Source organism: uncultured Roseobacter sp. (genome assembly GCF_947499265.1).
Classification (GTDB): Bacteria; Pseudomonadota; Alphaproteobacteria; order Rhodobacterales; family Rhodobacteraceae; genus Roseobacter.
Map to the genome: position 1 here is coordinate 292,145 of NZ_CANMNK010000002.1, position 19,403 is coordinate 311,547.

Annotated in this window: 19 protein-coding genes; 6 read left to right on the forward strand and 13 right to left on the reverse strand. The window is 61.4% G+C overall.

Going from position 1 to position 19,403, the window contains the following annotated elements; all coding sequences use genetic code 11:
• Positions 1-21: 21 nt before the first annotated feature.
• On the forward strand, positions 22-1,671 hold the full coding sequence (recN, locus tag Q1A63_RS06030; protein ID WP_298969975.1) for a DNA repair protein RecN: 1,650 nt from the start codon (positions 22-24) through the stop codon (positions 1,669-1,671).
• Between the two features lie 65 nt (positions 1,672-1,736).
• Positions 1,737-3,422 (forward strand): chloride channel protein, encoded by a 1,686-nt coding sequence (locus Q1A63_RS06035; protein ID WP_299631036.1) that lies wholly within the window; start codon positions 1,737-1,739, stop codon positions 3,420-3,422.
• Here the strand turns inward: Q1A63_RS06035 and Q1A63_RS06040 are convergent, their stop codons facing one another.
• The 6 genes from Q1A63_RS06040 to Q1A63_RS06065 form a co-directional block, all read right to left on the reverse strand.
• Positions 3,423-3,767: a DUF427 domain-containing protein gene (locus Q1A63_RS06040; protein WP_298969973.1), complete on the reverse strand. Its 345-nt coding sequence runs from the start codon at positions 3,765-3,767 to the stop codon at positions 3,423-3,425.
• Positions 3,768-3,841: 74 nt separating this feature from the next.
• Positions 3,842-5,632: an aminopeptidase P family protein gene (locus Q1A63_RS06045; protein WP_298969972.1), complete on the reverse strand. Its 1,791-nt coding sequence runs from the start codon at positions 5,630-5,632 to the stop codon at positions 3,842-3,844.
• Positions 5,633-5,689: 57 nt separating this feature from the next.
• Positions 5,690-7,567, reverse strand: coding sequence for a cobaltochelatase subunit CobT (cobT, locus tag Q1A63_RS06050; RefSeq protein WP_298969971.1), 1,878 nt, complete (start codon positions 7,565-7,567; stop codon positions 5,690-5,692).
• On the reverse strand, positions 7,564-8,271 hold the full coding sequence (locus Q1A63_RS06055; RefSeq protein ID WP_298969970.1) for an aspartate/glutamate racemase family protein: 708 nt from the start codon (positions 8,269-8,271) through the stop codon (positions 7,564-7,566). Before Q1A63_RS06055 ends, cobT begins: the two co-directional genes overlap by 4 nt.
• A gap of 4 nt (positions 8,272-8,275) precedes the next feature.
• Positions 8,276-9,262, reverse strand: a complete 987-nt coding sequence (cobS, locus tag Q1A63_RS06060) for a cobaltochelatase subunit CobS (RefSeq protein ID WP_298969969.1) — start codon at positions 9,260-9,262, stop codon at positions 8,276-8,278.
• 125 nt (positions 9,263-9,387) lie between these two features.
• Positions 9,388-10,014 (reverse strand): J domain-containing protein, encoded by a 627-nt coding sequence (locus tag Q1A63_RS06065; RefSeq protein WP_298969968.1) that lies wholly within the window; start codon positions 10,012-10,014, stop codon positions 9,388-9,390.
• A 74-nt stretch (positions 10,015-10,088) separates the two neighbouring features.
• On the opposite strand from Q1A63_RS06065, the gene Q1A63_RS06070 reads away from it, so the two are divergent.
• On the forward strand, positions 10,089-10,346 hold the full coding sequence (locus Q1A63_RS06070; protein WP_298969967.1) for a BolA family protein: 258 nt from the start codon (positions 10,089-10,091) through the stop codon (positions 10,344-10,346).
• A gap of 9 nt (positions 10,347-10,355) precedes the next feature.
• Here Q1A63_RS06070 and Q1A63_RS06075 read toward each other — a convergent pair whose 3' ends face one another.
• From Q1A63_RS06075 to Q1A63_RS06090, 4 genes are all read right to left on the reverse strand, one after another.
• Positions 10,356-10,826, reverse strand: coding sequence for a DUF4177 domain-containing protein (locus tag Q1A63_RS06075; protein ID WP_298969966.1), 471 nt, complete (start codon positions 10,824-10,826; stop codon positions 10,356-10,358).
• A 94-nt stretch (positions 10,827-10,920) separates the two neighbouring features.
• The gene (gatB, locus tag Q1A63_RS06080) at positions 10,921-12,432 is read right to left on the reverse strand and encodes an Asp-tRNA(Asn)/Glu-tRNA(Gln) amidotransferase subunit GatB (protein WP_298969965.1); all 1,512 of its coding nucleotides are present in this window, start codon (positions 12,430-12,432) and stop codon (positions 10,921-10,923) included.
• Between the two features lie 83 nt (positions 12,433-12,515).
• Positions 12,516-13,001 carry a hypothetical protein gene (locus Q1A63_RS06085; protein ID WP_298969964.1) on the reverse strand — a complete coding sequence of 162 codons (486 nt, stop codon included), beginning with the start codon at positions 12,999-13,001 and terminating at the stop codon, positions 12,516-12,518.
• Between the two features lie 20 nt (positions 13,002-13,021).
• On the reverse strand, positions 13,022-14,161 hold the full coding sequence (locus tag Q1A63_RS06090; RefSeq protein WP_298969963.1) for a hypothetical protein: 1,140 nt from the start codon (positions 14,159-14,161) through the stop codon (positions 13,022-13,024).
• 377 nt (positions 14,162-14,538) lie between these two features.
• On the opposite strand from Q1A63_RS06090, the gene Q1A63_RS06095 reads away from it, so the two are divergent.
• Positions 14,539-15,186, forward strand: a complete 648-nt coding sequence (locus Q1A63_RS06095; protein WP_298969962.1) for a transglycosylase SLT domain-containing protein — start codon at positions 14,539-14,541, stop codon at positions 15,184-15,186.
• Between the two features lie 11 nt (positions 15,187-15,197).
• Here Q1A63_RS06095 and Q1A63_RS06100 read toward each other — a convergent pair whose 3' ends face one another.
• Genes Q1A63_RS06100 through pepN form a run of 3 tightly spaced genes read right to left on the reverse strand, consistent with a single transcriptional unit; the run spans position 15,198 to position 18,917 of the window.
• Positions 15,198-15,665, reverse strand: coding sequence for a hypothetical protein (locus Q1A63_RS06100; RefSeq protein ID WP_298969961.1), 468 nt, complete (start codon positions 15,663-15,665; stop codon positions 15,198-15,200).
• Complete coding sequence (locus tag Q1A63_RS06105) at positions 15,625-16,365, reverse strand: SDR family oxidoreductase (protein ID WP_298969960.1); 741 nt, start codon at positions 16,363-16,365, stop codon at positions 15,625-15,627. Before Q1A63_RS06105 ends, Q1A63_RS06100 begins: the two co-directional genes overlap by 41 nt.
• A complete protein-coding gene (gene pepN, locus Q1A63_RS06110; protein ID WP_299631178.1) occupies positions 16,362-18,917 on the reverse strand; it encodes an aminopeptidase N in 2,556 nt (851 codons plus the stop codon). Before pepN ends, Q1A63_RS06105 begins: the two co-directional genes overlap by 4 nt.
• A 103-nt stretch (positions 18,918-19,020) precedes the next feature.
• On the opposite strand from pepN, the gene Q1A63_RS06115 reads away from it, so the two are divergent.
• Together Q1A63_RS06115 and Q1A63_RS06120 are read left to right on the forward strand one after the other, a co-directional pair.
• The gene (locus tag Q1A63_RS06115; protein WP_298969958.1) at positions 19,021-19,191 is read left to right on the forward strand and encodes a hypothetical protein; all 171 of its coding nucleotides are present in this window, start codon (positions 19,021-19,023) and stop codon (positions 19,189-19,191) included.
• Between the two features lie 6 nt (positions 19,192-19,197).
• Positions 19,198-19,362: a DUF2256 domain-containing protein gene (locus Q1A63_RS06120; protein ID WP_298969957.1), complete on the forward strand. Its 165-nt coding sequence runs from the start codon at positions 19,198-19,200 to the stop codon at positions 19,360-19,362.
• The last annotated feature ends 41 nt before the right edge of the window (positions 19,363-19,403 follow it).

A 19,403-nucleotide genomic window follows, 5' to 3' on the forward strand; every position in this document is an offset into this window, starting at 1 on the left:
CGGGGATAACGGAAAAGGCCAATGCTGCGCGGGCTCGATATCTCCGACATGCTCATCATCGACCGGTTGGAACTCAGCTTCCAGCCGGGGTTGAATGTGCTGACGGGCGAGACCGGCGCGGGCAAATCCATCTTGTTGGACTCTTTGGGGTTTGTGCTCGGCTGGCGCGGTCGCGCGGACCTTGTACGCCAGGGCGCGGCGCAGGGCGAGGTCACCGCGTGGTTTGATCTGGTCGAGGGGCATCCGGCCCATGCCATTCTGAGCGAGGCGGGGCTGCCGGGGGGGGATGAGTTGATCCTGCGCCGCATCAACACGGTTGATGGCCGGAAAACCGCCTGGATCAACGACCGGCGGTGTTCCGGAGAGGTGCTGCGGCGGCTGTCGGAAACGCTGGTGGAACTGCATGGCCAACATGATGACCGCGGGCTGCTTAACCCGCGCGGACACCGGCTGATCCTGGATGACTTCGCCGGGCTGGACAAAGCCAAGGCAAAGTGCCGCGCCGCTTGGACCGAAAAAGGCAAGGCCGCCAAGGCATTGGCCGCGGCGGAGGCGGCAATGGCGATGATCCGGGAGGAGGAGGACTTCCTGCGCCACGCGGTTGCCGAACTGGATGCGCTGAGCCCGGAACCCGGCGAAGAGGCCACATTGGATACGCAGCGCCGGGCGATGCAAAACGCCGAGAAAATCCGCAGCGATGTGGTGCGTGCGCATGAAATACTGAGCGGGCAGGGCGCCGAAGCGGCGCTCAGTGACGCGCTGCGCTGGCTCGATGGCGCAGCTGAACAGGCGGAGGGGGCGCTCGAAGCGCCCATGGCCGCGCTGTCACGGGCGCTTGTCGAGCTGGATGATGCGACGGCGGGCATTTCCGCGGCGATCGAGGGGTTGTCGTTCAACCCCATAGAGTTGGAAGATACCGAAGAACGCCTCTTTGCCATCCGCGCCCTGGCGCGCAAACATGAGGTGCTGGCAGACGATCTTGCCGCTTTTGCCGATACCCTGCGCGGCAAATTGGCGGCCCTCGACGCCGGGGATGCGGATCTAGCGCAATTGGGCCGGGATCTGGCGGCGGCAGAAGCCGCCTATGACGCCGAGGCGGCACACTTGACCAGCGCACGCCAAAAAGCAGCCAAAGCACTGGACGAGGCTGTCACCGCAGAACTCGCGCCGCTCAAGATGGAGCGCGCGGTTTTTGAGACGCAAATCACCGCGGATGCACCCGGCCCGGAAGGCGCCGATGCCGTGGCCTTCACCGTGGCGACAAACCCCGGCGCGCCCTCGGGACCTCTGAACAAGATCGCCTCCGGTGGCGAACTGAGCAGATTTTTACTGGCGCTGAAGGTTTGTTTGACCAAGGGGCAAAGCGGGCTGACCATGATCTTTGATGAAATCGACCGCGGCGTAGGCGGCGCGACCGCAGATGCGGTGGGGCGCCGCTTGGCGACGCTGGCCAGTGACGGGCAGGTTCTGGTGGTGACGCATTCGCCGCAGGTGGCCGCCCTGGGCGCGCATCACTGGCGCGTGGAAAAACGCGTGGCCGCCGGCATGACGACCTCCACCGTGACGCCCCTGCCGACACCGGAGCGGGTGGATGAGATCGCGCGCATGCTCTCGGGGGACACGATTACAGAAGAGGCGCGGGGTGCTGCGCGCGCGCTTCTGGCCGGGTAGGACCACCAAGGGGCTTTCCACACATCACCGGGTGGCCTAGACAGGAAGCAGCCAGAGTAAAGTTGATGTCCAGCCCAAAGCGATCCATCCTGTCCCAGCAGCTTGATATAGCGCTGACCACCTGTCGGGATGGATTGCGGGTGATACGCCACCGCGGTCCCAATCAGATCCAGTTCTGGTTCATCGCCCTGGCCATCGGGATTGCGGCTGGCTTTGCTGCGCTGTTTTTCCGCAAGGGCGTCAATGCGCTGCAGACCTATCTTTATGGCACCGAGGACGTGCGTCTGCTGCATAGTTTTGCGGAATCGCTGCCCTGGTATCTGATCCTGATCATCCCGATCTGTGGCGGACTGGTGGTGGGGCTGATCCTGCATTTCTTTACACCCGACGGGCGCGCACGGTCTGTGGCGGATGTAATCCACGGCGCGGCCATGAATGACGGGCGCGTGGAGACGCGTGCAGGTCTCGCCTCGGCGCTGGCTTCGATGATCACGCTGGGCACGGGCGGATCGACCGGCCGTGAGGGACCGGTGGTGCACCTGGCCGCCGTGATTTCCACCTGGGTGAGCCGCCGCATGCACGCGGACGGGATCACCGGGCGTGATTTGCTGGGCTGTGCCGTGGCCGCCGCCGTATCGGCCAGCTTCAACGCGCCGATTGCCGGGGCGCTCTTTGCGCTGGAGGTGGTGCTGCGCCATTTTGCCGTGCATGCCTTTGCGCCCATCGTGATCGCCAGTGCCGCTGGCACGGTGATCAACCGTTTGGAATTTGGCGATGTTACGGAGTTTGCGCTCTCGACCACGGGGGCCGTGCAATTCTATCAGGAAATGCCAGCCTATCTGATACTGGGCCTTGTCTCCGGTCTGATTGCGGTGGCGCTCATGAAGGGGATTTTCTGGGCGGAAGACCTTGGCACTCTGGTGCAGAACAAGATCAGGCTGCCGGGGTATCTGCGCCCCGCCCTTGCCGGGGTGATGCTGGGGGGGCTGGCGATCTATTTCCCCCACATCATCGGCGTGGGTTATGAGACCACCTCGCTGGCGCTGACCGGGCAGCTGGCGCTGTGGAACGCCATCGTTTTTGCCATCCTCAAGGCGGTCGCGGTGGCGATCACCATGGCGGGCCGTATGGGTGGCGGTATCTTCTCGCCGTCGCTGATGATTGGCGCGCTCTCCGGTCTCAGCTTCGGGCTGATTGCCACAAGCGTCTTTCCGGATGTCTCCAGCTCGGTCACGCTCTACGCGCTGACCGGCATGGGCGCTGTGGCCGCCGCTGTGCTCGGCGCACCGATTTCAACAACGCTCATCGTGTTTGAGCTGACGGGTGACTGGCAGACGGGGCTTGCCGTGATGGTCGCCGTCTCCATTTCCACGGCTCTGGCGTCACGGTTGGTGGACCGCAGCTTCTTCCTCACCCAGCTGGAGCGGCGTGACATCCACCTTGCCGCCGGGCCGCAGGCCTATCTGCTGGCGATGTTCCGCGTCGGCTCCGTGATGCGCGCCATGGATGATCCACGCGCGGCGACCGAGGAGGAGTGCTGGGAAATGATCGGCGATGGTGTCTACATCGACAGCAACGCAACGCTGGAAGCTGCTATGCCGATCTTTGAAACCGGCGTCCGGTTCATCCCGGTCGTGACCCTCAGCGCCGACGCGTCGCCGCCCGAATTACACGGCGCGCTTTTCCACGTGGATGCGTTAAAAGTCTACAATCGTGCATTGGCCGCCACCGCCGCCGAAGAGCATTCCTGATCAGATCTGCTCCACCGTCACATCGCCATTGGTGTAAAAGGCCAGATGGTCCTTGATCCGCGCCACACCTTCCTTGGGTGTCTCGTAAGACCACACAACGTCCGACAGCGTCGTGCTTTTTGTCACCACCGAAAAATAGCTGGCGTCGCCCTTGTGCGGGCAATGGGTGGATTTTTCGGTGCGATCCAGAAAGGCCATGGCGATGTCATCACGCGGGAAATAAATCACCGAAGGGTAGTCGCCCTCGACCAGTTCCAACGCATTGGCACTTTCGCCCAGAACCGCGCCACCTGCGCGCACACTCCAGGTGCCTTCAGCTTTGCGGATGGTGATATGGTCGGCCATAGACGCGTCTCCCCCTGATCGTCAAACTGTACCTGCGCTCGCTTGGTAACACCCTCATGACATCCGCAGGGGCCTCAGATCGGCGCAGTTGCCGCATCCAACCATGTTTTTGCAGCGGGCGATAGCCGGGGGGCGATCTTTTCTGCAACCTCAGCGTGATAGCTGTTCAGCCAGTCGCGTTCCGCCGCGGTCAGCATCTCCGCGACAATCAACCGCCGGTCGATGGGCGCGAAGGTCAGTGTCCGCCAGTTCAGCATCTTGCGATGACTGTCGCCGCCCGGCAGGTCGGGTGCTTCCTGCGCCACGATCAGGTTTTCGATGCGGATGCCAAACGCCCCCTCGCGGTAGTATCCCGGCTCATTGGACAGGATCATGCCAGCCTCAAAGGGCACATGGCTGGTTCGGGCGAGCCGTTGCGGACCTTCGTGCACGCTCAGATAAGCGCCGACCCCATGACCCAACCCGTGATCAAAGTCCTGGCCCGCCAGCCACAGCGGCATCCGGCCAATGGCCTCGATGTCGCGCCCGGCAAGACCTTCCGGCCAGCGCAAGCGGCTCATGGCGATCATACCCTGCAGCACACGGGTAAAGGCTTCCATGGCCTCACGCGGCGGCGTGCCAATGGGGATCGTGCGGGTGATATCCGTGGTGCCATCCAGATACTGGCCACCGCTGTCGAGCACGATCAGCTGGCCGTCTTCCAGCTCACTGTCGGTCTCTTCGGTCACGCGGTAATGCATGATCGCACCATTGGGGCCGGTTCCGGCGATGGTCTCAAAGCTGATGTCCTGCAGCGCGTTGTCATTGCGCCGAAAGGTCTCCAGCCGGGTCACAACTTCCGTTTCACGCAAACTACCCACCGGTTGCGCATCAAGCCAGGCCAGCAGCTCGACAATCGCCGCCCCATCGCGCAGGTGCGCCGCCGCGCTGCCTTCGATTTCGGCGGCGTTTTTGCGCGCTTTCGGCATGGCGCAGGGGTCCCCGGCAAAGGCCGCGCACTCCCCCAGACGTTCCGACAGGATGAAAGGCACCGTGCCCCTGTCAACCCGCACCGGACCCTCCAACGCGGCCACGGCGTCCAGCAGGTGGTCGGGCGCATGCTGCCTGACATCAGGGCCGAGGTGATCCCCCAGCTCCACCAGTTTCTCCGCCGCCATGAACAGATCCAGCGACCCGTCATCGTGCAGAATGGCAAAGCCCTGTGCGATTGGATTGCGTGGAATATCGGCGCCCCGGATGTTCAGCAGCCAGCATACCGAATCCGGCAGGGTAATCACCGCCGCCTTGTGCCCGTCGTCGCGCAGCTCCGCCGCAAGGCGCGCGCGTTTGGCGTCATGGCTTTCACCCGCAAATTCGAGGGGGTGGATTTTCGCATGCGCCAGGGCCGGCGCAGGTTGATCCTCCCAGATACGATCCACCAGATTTGCATGCGCGCGCATGGATATGCCCGATGTCTCCAGCGTCTTTTCAAGCGTTTCAATCTGCCCCGCACTGTGCAGCCAGGGATCAAACCCCACGACACCGCCATTGGGCAGCTGTTCAGTCAACCATGATCCAAGCGAAACATCAGGCCAGGGCACCGGTGTGTAGTCTTCCGCGACCTGCGCCTTGACCTGGGTTCGGTACCGCCCGTCGATAAAAACGCCCGCGATCCCCGTCAGCGCGGCACAGAACCCGGCGGAGCCCGTGAACCCGGTGAGCCAGGCCAGACGCTCATCGCGAGGGGCAACATATTCTCCCTGATGCGCATCGGCGCGCGGGATCAGAAACCCATCCAGCCCGTCGCGCGCCATTTCATCGCGCAGCGCTGCCAGACGGGGTGGCCCCTGTTCGGGCCGCGCGGTCACCTCAAAGGTCTGAAACATGCCACTCCCCCTGATTTCTTCTGGCCAAAAATATCCCCCGCGGAGCGTCCCGCCGCATCAGCTTGCGCGTTTGATGCCCATGATACGCGCCCGCGCGCGGGGATCGCTGTCAAAAAGCGCCGCCAGCTGTTCGGTCATCGCACCCGCCAGTTGATCCACATCCGTAATGGTCACCGCGCGGTCGTAATAGCGCGTCACATCATGGCCAATGCCGATGGCCAGCAGCTCAACCGCGCGGCGTTTCTCGACCATGGCGATCACATCCCGCAGGTGTTTCTCTAGGTAATTCGCCGGGTTCACCGACAGCGTGCTGTCATCCACCGGCGCACCGTCGGAAATCACCATCAGGATCTTGCGCGCCTCATGCCGCATCAGCATACGGCGGTGCGCCCATTCCAGCGCCTCACCGTCGATGTTCTCTTTCAACAGCCCTTCTTTCATCATCAGACCCAGGTTGGGCCGGGTCCGCCGCCAGGGCGCATCAGCTGATTTATAGATGATGTGGCGCAGGTCGTTGAGACGCCCGGGTTGCTGCGGACGGCCCTCACCCAGCCAGGCTTCCCGCGCTTGCCCGCCTTTCCACGCCCGCGTGGTAAAACCCAGGATTTCAACCTTCACATTGCAGCGCTCCAGCGTGCGGGCCAGAACATCCGCGCAGATCGCCGCAATTGAAATCGGCCGCCCGCGCATGGAGCCGGAGTTGTCCAGCAGCAGCGTCACAACCGTATCGCGGAATTCGGTGTCTTTTTCGACCTTGAACGACAATGGCGTGGTGGGGTTAGCCACCACCCGCGCCAGACGCCCGGCATCCAGCATGCCTTCTTCCAGATCGAACTCCCAGGACCGGTTCTGCTGCGCCTGCAAGCGGCGTTGCAGCTTGTTGGCAAGGCGACTGACCGCGCCCTTCAGCGGTTCAAGCTGTTGATCGAGGTAGGCGCGCAGGCGTTCCAGCTCGATGGGATCGGCCAGATCTTCGGCACCGATTTCCTCATCATGATCATTCATGTAGACCAGATAATCCGGGTCTGCTTCGGAGGCAGGCGGTGGGGCAGGCGGCTCCATAGGCGCCTCGCCATCGGGCATCTCGGCCTCTTCACCCATCTCCTGATCTGCCATGTCATCCATGGAGACCTGCGCCTGTGCGGCGTCCTGCTGCTCTTCTTGCGATTGCTCGGGCGAGGCATCCGCCTCTTCGTCGTCTTGATCATCCTGACCTGTGCTGTCGGGATCGGACTCCTCCTCCGCGCCTTCTTCGGCTTCGTCTTCCTGATCCTCGTCAATCTGATCGGGGTCGTCGCCCAGCTGATCGCCATATCCCAGATCGGAAATCAACTGACGGGCAAATTTGGCAAAGGCCGCCTGATCGCTCAGCGTCTCATCCAGGTTTTCCAGCGTCCCGCCGCATTGCTCCTCAATGAAACCACGCCACAATTCCATCACGTTCTGCGCACCAGACGGCAGCTCCCGCCCCGTGGCCAAGTGCCGGATCAGATAGCCCGCCGCTGTGGCCAGGGGCGCATCCGCTGCTTGCGTGACCTGATCATAGCCCTTGCGCATCGCCTCATGCGCGATCTTGGCATCAATATTGCCAGCGGTGCCCGGCATGTCGCGTGCACCCATGGCTTCGCAGCGCGCCGTTTCCATCGCCTCATAGAGGTCTTTCGCCATCTCCCCCTGCGGCTCATAGCGCGCATGGGTCTGACCATTGTGATAGCGCCGGTTCAGTGCCAGCGCATCCGCCGTGCCGCGTGCCAGCATCACCTCGTCCCGCGTCATCCGGCGGCTGACTTGGGGCAAGCGCATTGCGTCGCCCGACATGCCGGCAGGGTCCACCGAATAGGAAACGGTCAACTCCGGATCATGGGCCATGACCTTGGTCGCTTCTGACAGCGCCTTTTTGAACGCATCAGCCGGGTTGTCTGACGGTTTGCTCATCGCTCTTTGCCTTTCGTCCCTTGCGGCAGGGTCGCGTCCCCCGTGGCCAGATCGGCCAGCAGGGCAACATGCACATCCAACGCATCAATCACTCTATACCCCGGATCATGCCCGTCAAAGGCCAAACCCAGATCGGTCCCGGCGAGCACGATGGCCTCCGCACCCTGATCTTCGACCATGAGACGCCCGGCTTCGAAAAATAACGCGCGATCCTCTTCGGTGCAGGTGCCACGCAGGGCCATATCAAGATAGATGCGCGCCACCCGATCCATGTTCTCCGCAGGAGCGAGTGCTTGCGTGGTCTGCAATTGACCGTAAAGGCGCGTGCGCATGACAACTTCGGTGCCCAACAGCCCGACAGTCTTCAGTCCCTGCGCAGCGAAGTAGGCGTCCAAGGGGGTGACGCCGCTGATCAGCGGCAGAGGGCTGATCGCCTCGGTTTCCGCGTAACAAAAATGGCCGCCCAAGGACGTGATCGCTGCGCAATCAGCGCCCGCAGCTTGCAAGCGCCCGATGAGCTCCGCATAGATCTGCGCCTGTGCCGCGCGGTTATCTGCCAGATTGTTGGCCACCAGCTCATCCGAGCTTGCCTGCACAATCGTCAGTTCAAGCTTTTTCCCGCGTTCCCGCATCAGCGCCGTCAGCCGCTGATAGTAAACCACCGTGGCTGCCGGGCCGATACCGCCGATCAACCCGATGTGCATGGACCTATCCTAAGCTCACGCTGGCAGCGCTCTCTGGCAATTCTTCGTCAAAGAGGCGCTGGTAGAATTCTGCCACGGTCTGACGCTCCAACTCGTCACACTTGTTGAGGAAGCTGAGGCGGAAAGCATAGCCGACATTGCGGAAAATTTCAGCGTTTTGTGCCCAGGCAATCACCGTCCGGGGTGACATCACCGTGGAGAGATCGCCGTTCATGAAGGCCGTGCGCGTCAGGTCCGCAACCGTGACCATCTGCTTGACGATCTTGCGGCCTTTTTCGGTATTGTAATGCGGGTTCTTGCTCAGCACGATCGCCGTCTCCGCATCAATGCTGAGGTAGTTCAGCGTTGCCACCAGCGACCAGCGGTCCATCTGACCCTGGTTGATCTGCTGTGTGCCGTGATAGAGGCCGGTGGTATCGCCGAGGCCAACGGTATTGGCCGTTGCAAAGAGGCGGAAATAGGGGTGCGGCTCAATCACCTGGTTCTGATCGAGCAGCGTCAGCTTGCCGTCCACTTCCAGCACCCGCTGGATCACGAACATCACGTCCGCGCGACCCGCGTCATATTCATCAAAGACAATCGCGGTCGGATTGCGCAGGGCCCAGGGCAGGATACCTTCTTGAAAATCAGTAACCTGCTTGCCGTCCTTCAACTTGATCGCGTCCTTGCCAATGAGGTCGATCCGGCTGATGTGACTGTCGAGGTTCACCCGCACGGCCGGCCAGTTGAGGCGGCTTGCAACCTGTTCGATGTGCGTCGATTTGCCCGTGCCGTGATAGCCCTGGATCATCACCCGGCGGTTGTGCTGGAAACCGGCAAGAATCGCCAGCGTCGTGTCGGGGTCGAATTTATAGGTGCTGTCGACTTCCGGCACCCGGTCACTGCGATCTGAGAACCCCTTGACCACCATATCGGTATCAATGCCAAAGACGTCGCGGACGTGGATCTCTTCGGTGGGCTTTGTGTTGATGTCCAGTGCGCCGTCGGCCATGAGGTTTCACCCTTATAGAAAGAACAAGAATTCGGAGCCGGTCAGGCCCGGCTCATCTGGTGCAACATATATCGGGCATGTGCAAGGGGAAGGGGCGTGCCAGTTGGCGCAAATCGGTAGCGCCATCAATCCTTGAAGTTGCGGCTGCCCTTGATTTGATCCCAGGCCCAGACAACCTCCTGCAACTGCTCTTCCTGGCTGCGGTCACCGCCGTTCATATCCGGGTGCAGGACTTTGATCAGCGCCTTATACGCCTTGCGAACCTCCGGCTTGGTCCAGGTGTCCTTGGCTTCCAGAATTTCGAGCGCCCGGCGCTCGGTGGGCGGCAGGCGACGACCCGCTTGTGCACCGCGTCCGGGGTTTTGCGTGGCATTGGCGCCCAGCACCTGATGCGGGTCTTCGATGCCCAGCCGTGCCCAGGCGCGCGCCTCCGGATCGCCCATCGGTTTGGTATTGCGTTCCCAAACCTTGTCCTTGGACATCTGCGCGTTCAATTCGGCCTCGGTGGTGCCATCAAAGAAATTCCACTTCAGATTATATTCCCGCACGTGCGCCTGACAGAACCAGAAAAAATCATCCAGAACGTCCGGCGCCTTTGGCGCGCGGTACTTGCCCGGCTCGTTGCATCCCTCATGATCGCAGATGCGTGTCGACGTCTCGGAGGCGCCGGACATGCCACGCCGACCGCGTGGGTTTTTCTTCTTGGAAGAAGAGACGGACATATCGAATCCGAAAGGATCTTGTTTTGGCATATTGGCACCTATACGAGTCGAGGCCGCTTAGTTTAGACTGCACACCGAAAGAGTGAAGGGGTCGGGCGAAAAAAATGTCGAAACGACAAGAGATTGAGGATCGGTTGCGCGAAGCTTTTGCACCGCGCGAACTGGAAGTGGTGGATGACAGCGAAAGCCATCGTGGCCATGCAGGATATCCCGAGGGGGGTGAAAGTCACTTTAACGTGGCGATCCGTGCCGAGCAGTTCAAGAGCATGAACAGACTGGCGCGGCACCGGGCGGTGCATGCAGCGCTCGGGCCCAAGCTGATCTCAGAGATCCACGCGCTTGCGCTTGACGTGGATGTTTAGCAGCACGGGCTAGTCTTCTGTTTTTTCGGGATTTCTGCTGGCCGCGAGTTGTTTCAGTGAATTCGTCATGCCTGCCACGTCACTGGGCTCCTCAACGCCATTGTCGCTGAGCATTCGGGTAGCGCCTTCGCTTTGCGAGGCATCGTCATCGGGTGTTTTGGGCGGAACAATGACCGGTTCCTTGCGGATTGGATCGGTCTCTTCCGCCGCTTCCTCCGCGTCTTCCAGGGGCTGGGATGCGATTTCCGCGACCTGCTTGCGAAACACCAGAACGTTGCGCCAGGAGGTCGTTGATGAGGTCAAACCGGAGCGCTCAACCGAGGGCAACGTTTCCGCGCGCTGATATTCCCAGCCCTCTGCCGCCATTTGGTTCATGACCTCTTCGAGCGCGTGAGAAAACCGGTCCTCGGGTGTCTTGATCCCCTTCGCCTTGACGCCGCGATTGGGGGCGGTGATCACCCGGTATTCGAACTGTGGCATAATGCCTCTCCAAACTTGTGACGTGTTTTATAGCAAGCTCGACAGCATGCGCCAATTGACCGGATGCCGTCAGGCCAGCACCCGGGGTGCGGGGTCACCCCTTGAGCTTCTGTGCCACCAGCTGGTTGACCGCCTTGGGGTTGGCTTTACCGCCCGTGGCTTTCATCACCTGTCCAACAAACCAACCCGCCAGTTTCGGGTTTTCCTGCGCCTTGGCGACCTGCTCGGGGTTGGCGGCGATGATCTCATCGACCGCAGCCTCAATCGCACCGGTATCGGTAACCTGCTTCATGCCACGCGCCTCGACGATCTCCGCAGGGTCGCCGCCTTCGGTGTAGACGATCTCAAAAAGATCCTTCGCGATCTTACCCGAAATCGCATCAGAGGCGATCAGGTCAATCACGCCGCCCAATTGCGCAGGGGTCACGGGGCTTTCAGTGATGTCCTTGTCGTCCTTTTTCAGCCGTCCAAAGAGTTCGTTGATCACCCAGTTCGCCGCCATCTTGCCGTCACGGCCCGCCGCCACGGCTTCGAAGTAGCCCGCCGACTCCAGATCGGCGGTCAGCACCGAAGCATCATAATCGCTCAGCCCGAAATCGCCGATAAAACGGGCCTTCTTGGCGTCGGGCAGTTCGGGCAGGGTGGCACCGATATCATCGACCCAGGCCTGTTCAATCACCAGCGGCAGCAGATCGGGATCGGGGAAATAGCGGTAATCATGCGCCTCTTCCTTGGAACGCATGGAGCGGGTTTCGTTTTTGTCTGGATCATAAAGCCGCGTTTCCTGATCAACGGACCCGCCTGCCTCAACAATCGCAATCTGGCGCCGGGCCTCGATATCGATGGCGGCCTGAATGAACCGCATGGAGTTCATGTTCTTGATCTCGCAGCGGGTGCCAAGGTGCGAGAAATCCTGTGTCGCCTGGTATTTCTCATAATCGCCCGGTCGGCAGATCGACACGTTCACATCTGCGCGCATCGACCCCGACTGCATATTGCCGTCACAGGTGCCCAGATAGCGCAGGATCTGGCGCAGCTTGCCTAAATAAGCGGCGGCTTCCTCGGGGCCACGAATATCGGGGCGCGAGACAATTTCCATCAGCGCCACGCCGGTACGGTTCAGGTCCACAAAGGACATGTTCGGGTCCATGTCGTGGATCGATTTGCCCGCGTCCTGTTCGAGGTGAATGCGCTCGACGCGCACCAGCCGTGCCGTGCCGTCGCCCATTTCCACCAGCACTTCGCCCTCGCCGACGATGGGGTGGTAGAGCTGGCTGATCTGATACCCCTGCGGCAGATCCGGGTAGAAATAGTTCTTGCGGTCAAAGGCGCTTTGCAAATGGATCTCGGCCTTGAGGCCCAGGCCCGTGCGCACCGCCTGTTCCACGCAGAATTCGTTGATCGTCGGCAGCATGCCCGGCATCGCGGCGTCGACGAAGGACACGTTGTTGTTGGGCTCGGCGCCGAATTTCGTGGAGGCTGCGGAAAAAAGCTTCGCGTTGGAGGTGACCTGCGCATGCACCTCCATGCCGATCACCAGTTCCCAGTCATGTTTGGCGCCTGCAATGGTCTTGGGTTTCGGCGTTTCAAAGGTCAAGTCAAGCATTGCGGTCCCTCGTCAGGCAGGTCTGATCGTGCCAGAGGTCTTAGGCCAGTGTGCGGAGTGCTGCAAGCCCCCGCACCGCCCGTTCAGTTGCTTGTGGGCAGGTCGCGCCAATGAATTTCGAATGTGCCCTCGCGCTGGTCGGGCAAGGACGCACGCCGCATCATCCGACCCTCTGCCACGAAATTATTGTTGATGCGCACAACGATCAGACACCAGAACGGTTTTGCCAAATCCACGGTCACGATGTTCAACGGATTGTTCGGCGCAAGCGTGATGATCTGCGCCGGTTCATTGTCCGCGTTGCACATCAATCTGCTTTCAGATGGCAGATCAAAGGCAAGCGCGGCATGGACCTTTGCAATGTCTTCATAGATGGGCAGGTGATCCCCTGTGAGCGTGAAATAGGCTCGGGCACATTGCAACATACGCATGTGCAGCGTGTGCAGGCGCGCGCGCGGGTCTTCGGACGGTGCGGCACAGGGAGGATTGGCGGGCAGCTGCGCGTTGCGGTGCCAGTCGATCCAGTCGCCTGTATCCCAATGGGTTGCGTCGGTGGGTATCTCGCCCATGATGCGTCCTTTCTTCTCGTCTAGCTCGGTTCTGCCACGGGACCATCCGCGGTGAAAATGATGCGATGCCCGGAGGCGATTTCGCGTTTGAAGAGATCCGCAATGATGCGCAGCGCTTCTTTCTGTCCGGCCAGGGCAAAACCCCGGGCGGATTTTACGGTGAGGTTGTTGTCAAAACCAACTGCCGCATGCGCCCAGATCATTGGGTGCAATTCGGTCATATGGTTGCGGACAATCCCGCCCGCGCAGGCGGCGATGCGGGCGCGGGTCTGGTCGGCCGTGTCACACCCGGTCAAATTGCCGCCGATGGTATGGGCGCAATAGGCCGCGAGCAGATTGACCATATGCTGGTTCGGGGTGCGGGCGAGGATGTCGTGCAGACCTTCGACAAAGAATTCCAGATCGAGGTTGGCGCAGGCGACGTCGTCGCCGGACAGCGCGTCGAACATCACCCAGGTATAGGCGCCAGCGCCCCAAACGTCCTGCGTCCGGGCCGCTGTTCTGCGGGCTTCGAGCTCAAGCTTTTGATAGCTGCCGAACCAGCGTGGTGACAGGAAGTTGCCCATGGCGCGCATCGGGCCGGGATTGCCCGGGGCCAGATCGATGAGCGCCTCGTAGTCGGCGGCGAGCCGGTCGCTTTGGTCGTATCCCACGCCGTGCAACGCGCATTTCGCCGCCGCCAATGTGGGGGATTGCGTTTCAGCCACGGAAAACCGGGCAAGGATATCGCGGGCACGGTCAAAATGCGCCTCAAAGGCGTCCCGGTTGCGCCGCGGCACCTGACTGTCCCAACCGGTGCCGCGCCAGGCCCAGGCGATGTCCATATGCGCATGGGCCACCACCGTGGACAGGAGCATATCATTGCCCGCTTCCGCCAGCACTTCCTCGAGCGCTTCGATCCCGCGCAGCATGGGTGCGCCGCGGGCCGGACGCCCGTCAAAAAGCGCATGTTCTACGGCCAGCACCACGTCGGAGCGCGCGCCATAGCTCAGCAAATCGGCTACTGGCATGGCGCTCGGGGTCGCACGCCGGGCATCTTCGGCCAGCCGGATATCCTCGACCAATTCGGTCCAGCGGTCCTGACGCGCCAGGAACTGTCCACGCATCTGATGCGTGTCGCGCGCAGTTTCTTCCGCGGTAGGATTGGGGCAGGCGATCATCAGCGCTCCTTCAGGGCGTACACTTGGCGGGTGCGCGGCGTGAGGGGAGGTCTCATCGGAGAATTTTGCCGCCCTACGGACGCTCCGGCGAAACGGCGCCAACGAACCTTTGGCAACACGGTACAGCAGTGACATTTACAAATTCCAACTTCGGTAACAGATTTAAACATTGCGGTTCTTTTGGGCTGAATAAAGGCGGTCGCGCGGAGATATCGCGTTGATTGGAAGCGGTGAAGGAGACAATTGTTCGCAGTTGTTCAGAAACCGACAACGATCTTTTAAGGCGCCTTTGGGGCGTGCGCGGGTTTTGGTCGGTCTGCGCCCGGGTGGACACAAGAGGCTTGAAAAGACAAAAGTTTTTGGCGCATAGATGCGGGATGAAAGCCCTCATGCGCCTTGTGATATGTGTGATTTGCCTGCCTTTGAGCGTGGCCGCAAAAGATCCCGACCCCGGTGACCAATCCGCGCCGCTGCCGCAGATGCGGTGGAGCCATATGCCCAATCAGCACCTGTGGAACGAAGCCGCCCTGGCGGCCCTGCGCGCGCACGGGCAACCGCTGACATCCATGGTACCTGCCGATATTGCGCAGTGGTGCCCCTATTATGAGGCGGCGGATCAGACCGGGCGGCAGGCCTTTTGGGTCGGGTTCATGTCGGCGCTGGCGAAACACGAGAGCACATACAAGCCGCGCGCGGTGGGCGGCGGCGGCAAATGGTTCGGTCTGCTCCAGATCGCGCCCGCCACGGCGCGGGGCTATGAATGCCGTGCAGGATCCGGCGAGGCGTTGAAGAACGGCGGTGACAACCTGAGCTGTGCGATCCGGATCATGGCGGTGACCGTGCCGCGCGATGGCGTGATCTTTGCCCGGGAGCCCCGCTGGAGCGGCGTTGCAGCCGATTGGGGCCCGATGCGCAGCCCAACCAAGCGGCGCGACATCGCGGGCTGGTTGCAGCAACAACCCTATTGTCAGGCTCCCGTGGAACCGGTGCGACAACGCCGGCGGTATTCATCCGAGGAACGCTAGGCGACCCGGCATCAGCCGATCAGCGAGAAGTGATGCCGTTCGGTGCGGATGCCGATGGCGTGCAGTGCGTCTTCCAGCGCCTGATGCGGCGGGGTGGCTTCATAGGGCAGCCTGATCTTGCGCCCGGTTTCCAAGACCGCCGTCGCGCGCACGGAGAAGTCCAACCTCGTATCAAGCCGCATGTGGTCGACTTCAGACCAGGGCAGCATGCCCGTGCGGTTGCCGCTGAACCAGCTGATCTGCTGGTCGTCAAATGTGAGACCCGCGCCCGGGTTGGCGTAAAGATCCCAGAGCGCGGGCAGGGTAAAAAGGGCGATGATGCCCATCAGCCAGGGCGCGGCATCCACCCAGATGATGGCCAGCAAGAGCACCGCCCAGACGGCAAGAACCGCCCAGAGCGTCGCCCGGTTGCGCCCGTCACGCCGGAAGCTGAAGGGCTCATCGGCCACCGGTGACGTCCAGCGTCGATCCGGTGACATAGCTCGCATCATCCGACAGCAGCCAGACCACCGCCTGCGCCACTTCTTCGGCGGAGCCTTTGCGTTTCATCGGCACCATATGCGCGAGCTTGTCGGCGCGGCCCGGCTCCCCGCCCTTGGCGTGCAATTCGGTTTCAATCAGGCCGGGGCGCACGGCCATGACGCGGATGTTATCCGCTGCAACCTCGTCTGATAAGCCTTTGGTAAAGCAATCAATTGCTGCTTTGGAGGCTGCGTAGTCCACATATTGATTGCCAGATCCCAACCGCGCCGCCGCCGAGGAGATATTGACGATCACCCCGCCTGCGCCGCGGGTCTGCATGCGGATCACCGCCTCTTTTGCCACCAGAATGGCGCCGATCACATTGATATCAAACATGCGGCGTAATCTTGCGTGGTCGATATCGGTCACTTTCGCGGTCTGATCGACCACGCCGGCGTTGTTGATCAGCGCATCGAGGCGGCCAAAACTCTCATCTAATTTTGCGTAGATGTCGGCAATCGCCTGCGGATCGGACACGTCACCCGGGCAGAGAATGACCTTGGCCCCGGCCTTCCGGCAGGCGGCAGCGACCGTTTCGGCACCCGCCGTATCCGTCCGGAAGTTCAGCGCCAGATCAAAGCCCTGGGCCGCGGAGATGCGGGCGCAGGCGGCGCCAATGCCAGCGGAACCGCCGGTGATTAAGAGTACGGGTCTCATGATGTAGTTCCTCGGATACGGGTCAGCATTTCGGTGGTGTCTGGGGAGAGGTCGGGCGTGCCCAATATCCGGTCCAGCTGGGCGGCGATCAGGCCCTGACGGTTCGCATCATAGCGCCGCCAGGTCTGGAAGGCGGAGCACATGCGTGCCGTGGTCTGCGGGTTGACCGGATCCAGTTTGATCAGCCAGTCGGCCAGCAATTGATAACCGGCACCATCGGCTTTGTGGAACCCGGCGTGATGCGACGCCAGCGGGCCCAGCACCGCGCGGAACCGGTTGGGGTTCTTCCAGTTGAAATCCGGATGCTCGGTCAGCCTTGCGGCGGTGGCGGCGACCTGATCCGGTCGGGCCTGCATGACCTGCAGCGCGAACCACTTGTCCATGACCAGGCGATCATTCTGCCATTGCTTGGCGAAAGATTTCAACGCGTCCTCCCCGGCGCTTTCCCGCAGCAGCACGGCCAATCCGGCCAATTGCTGTGTCATGTTGTCGGCGGCATCATATTGTGTCTGCGCCCGCGTCGGCCCGTCGCGCAGACACAGCAGCCGAAGCGTCGCATTGGCAAGGCTGCGTCTGCCAGCCTGATCGGCGTTGGGCTGATAGGGTTCCGTGACCTGATGCTGGTCAAAGAGCCGGTCGAGCAGATCGCCGAAATGCGCCGCCTGCGCCTGCGCCATTTTTTCGGTCGCGGCCCAGATCGCATCCGGATCGGGCGTGTCGCCCTCATTGTGCAGCGTCGTCGCCAGATCGGATTGCCCGGGCAGGTTCAGTATCAGCGCGCGGTAGGCCGGATCAAGGCTGTCGTCCGCCAGCACCGCCTGCAGCCCGTCAAGATACCCGGTATCCGGCTTCGCATCCTCGCGGATCATCGCCAGAAGGCTGGCGCGGGCGAGGCTGCGCCCGGCCTCCCACCGGTTGAAGGGATCGGTGTCATGGGCGAGCAGGAAGGTGGTATGTTCCTGTGACAAGTCCCGTTCCAGCACCACAGGGGCGGAAAACCCGCGCAGGACGGAGGGGATCGGACGCTCTGGCAAACCTTCGAAGGTGAAAGACTGCGAGGCCTCGGTCAGTTCGAGGATCTGGCTTGGCACCAGTTCCTCGCCTGACGGCGAAAACAGCGCCGTGGCGATTGGGATCACCTGCGGTTGTGGGTCCGGGGTCGGCGTCGACGGCTTCAGATTTTGTGTGAAGGTCAGGATGTAACTGCCTGCATACCAAGCATCTTTCACGGTCACCGTTGGCGTGCCCGCCTGTGAATACCAGCGCTTGAACTGGCTGAGATCGCGCCCCGTGGCATCCTCAAACACCTTGAGCCAGTCTTCGATTGTGCAGGCCTGCCCGTCGTGCCGTTCGAAATAGAGGTCCAGCGCCTTGCTGTAAGCCTCCGCCCCGACCAGACGGCGCAGCATGCCGATGACCTCCGCGCCTTTTTCATAGACGGTGGCGGTGTAGAAGTTGTTGATTTCTTGAAAGCTTTCGGGCCGTACCGGGTGGGCGAGCGGGCCTTGATCTTCGGGAAACTGTCGCGCGCGCAGATCGATGACATCGGCAATGCGTTTGACGGGGGCCGAGCGCATGTCGGAGGTGAACTGGCTGTCACGGAAAACCGTCAGACCCTCCTTCAGACACAGCTGGAACCAGTCGCGGCAGGTGATGCGGTTGCCCGTCCAGTTGTGGAAGTATTCATGTGCAATGATGGCCTCGATGCGTTCGAAATTGCCATCTGTCGAGGTTTCGGGCGAGCCCAACACAGCCGAGGAATTGAAAACATTCAGTCCCTTGTTTTCCATGGCCCCCATGTTGAAATCATCCACGGCGACGATGTTGAAGATGTCGAGGTCATATTCACGCCCATAAACCTCCTCATCCCATTTCATCGAATCCTTCAGCGCCTGCATGCCAAAAGCGCATTTGTCCTCATCGCCCGGACGGACATAGAGGTTCAGATCAACCTTGCGCCCTGATTTTGTCGTGAATTCTCCGGGGTGGGCAACCAATTCACCTGCGACCAGCGCAAACAGATAGGCCGGTTTGGGCCAGGGGTCATGCCATTCTGCCGCCCCCTCCGAGGCCGAAACCGGGTTGCCATTGGAGAGCAGCACCGCGTGCGGACCATTGATGCGCACGGTGAAAACGCTCATCACATCCGGACGGTCGGGGTAGTAGGTGATTTTGCGAAACCCTTCGGCCTCGCATTGGGTGCAATACATGCCGTTTGACATATAGAGCCCCTCAAGCGCGGTGTTGCCCGCCGGATCGATCTCAACCTCAGCTTCCCAGATGAAGGATGCCGCGGGCACATCGCAGGTCAGACCTGCCGCCGTTAGGGTTGGTGAGACGGGGGCACCGTCGATATGCGCGGAGATTAGCTTAAGATTTTCGCCATGCAGAAAGAGCGTCGGGTCGGTACCGGGTTTCGGCACGAAAGCGATGCGGCTTTTGACCCGCGTGGCTGTCGGGTGCAGATCGAAGGTTAGCTCAACCGAGCTGACATCATACCCGAAAGGTTTGTAATCGCTCAGATAAATGGTTTGAGGGGTGGCGTCGCGCATGGTCACCTACATCTTTTTTTGGAACGGATCAGACAGCGCAGACGTTAGGTGCCCAAGACACAAGCTGCAAGTCGGCTTGGCCAAGCAATTCGAAGGAGACCTCATGTCAGCGCCTGACACAAACATCGCGAAACAGAAAACCCGGCATCGGCCCGCGCTTTGGGGGCTCTGGACGGGTGTGTTGCTCGCCATCGTTGTCGGATCGATCCTGGCCTGGACGCTCAGCGCGGATGAAGCCGCCGCGTCCCTCGCGGCCCTTGAGTTGTTTGTCTAGGTGGCCATGCGGCGCAAAGGCGATTTGCCGACAAAGACCTGTGCCACCTGTCAGCGCCCCTTCGCATGGCGGAAGAAATGGGCGAAAACCTGGGAGGAGGTGCGCTATTGTTCGGATAGATGCCGACGCGAGCGTCGCTCGAATGCCTCAACAGAGGCGACAAACCAGTGATTGGTAAAATAGTCTGACCAGTCTTGTTGCCTATCGGAAAC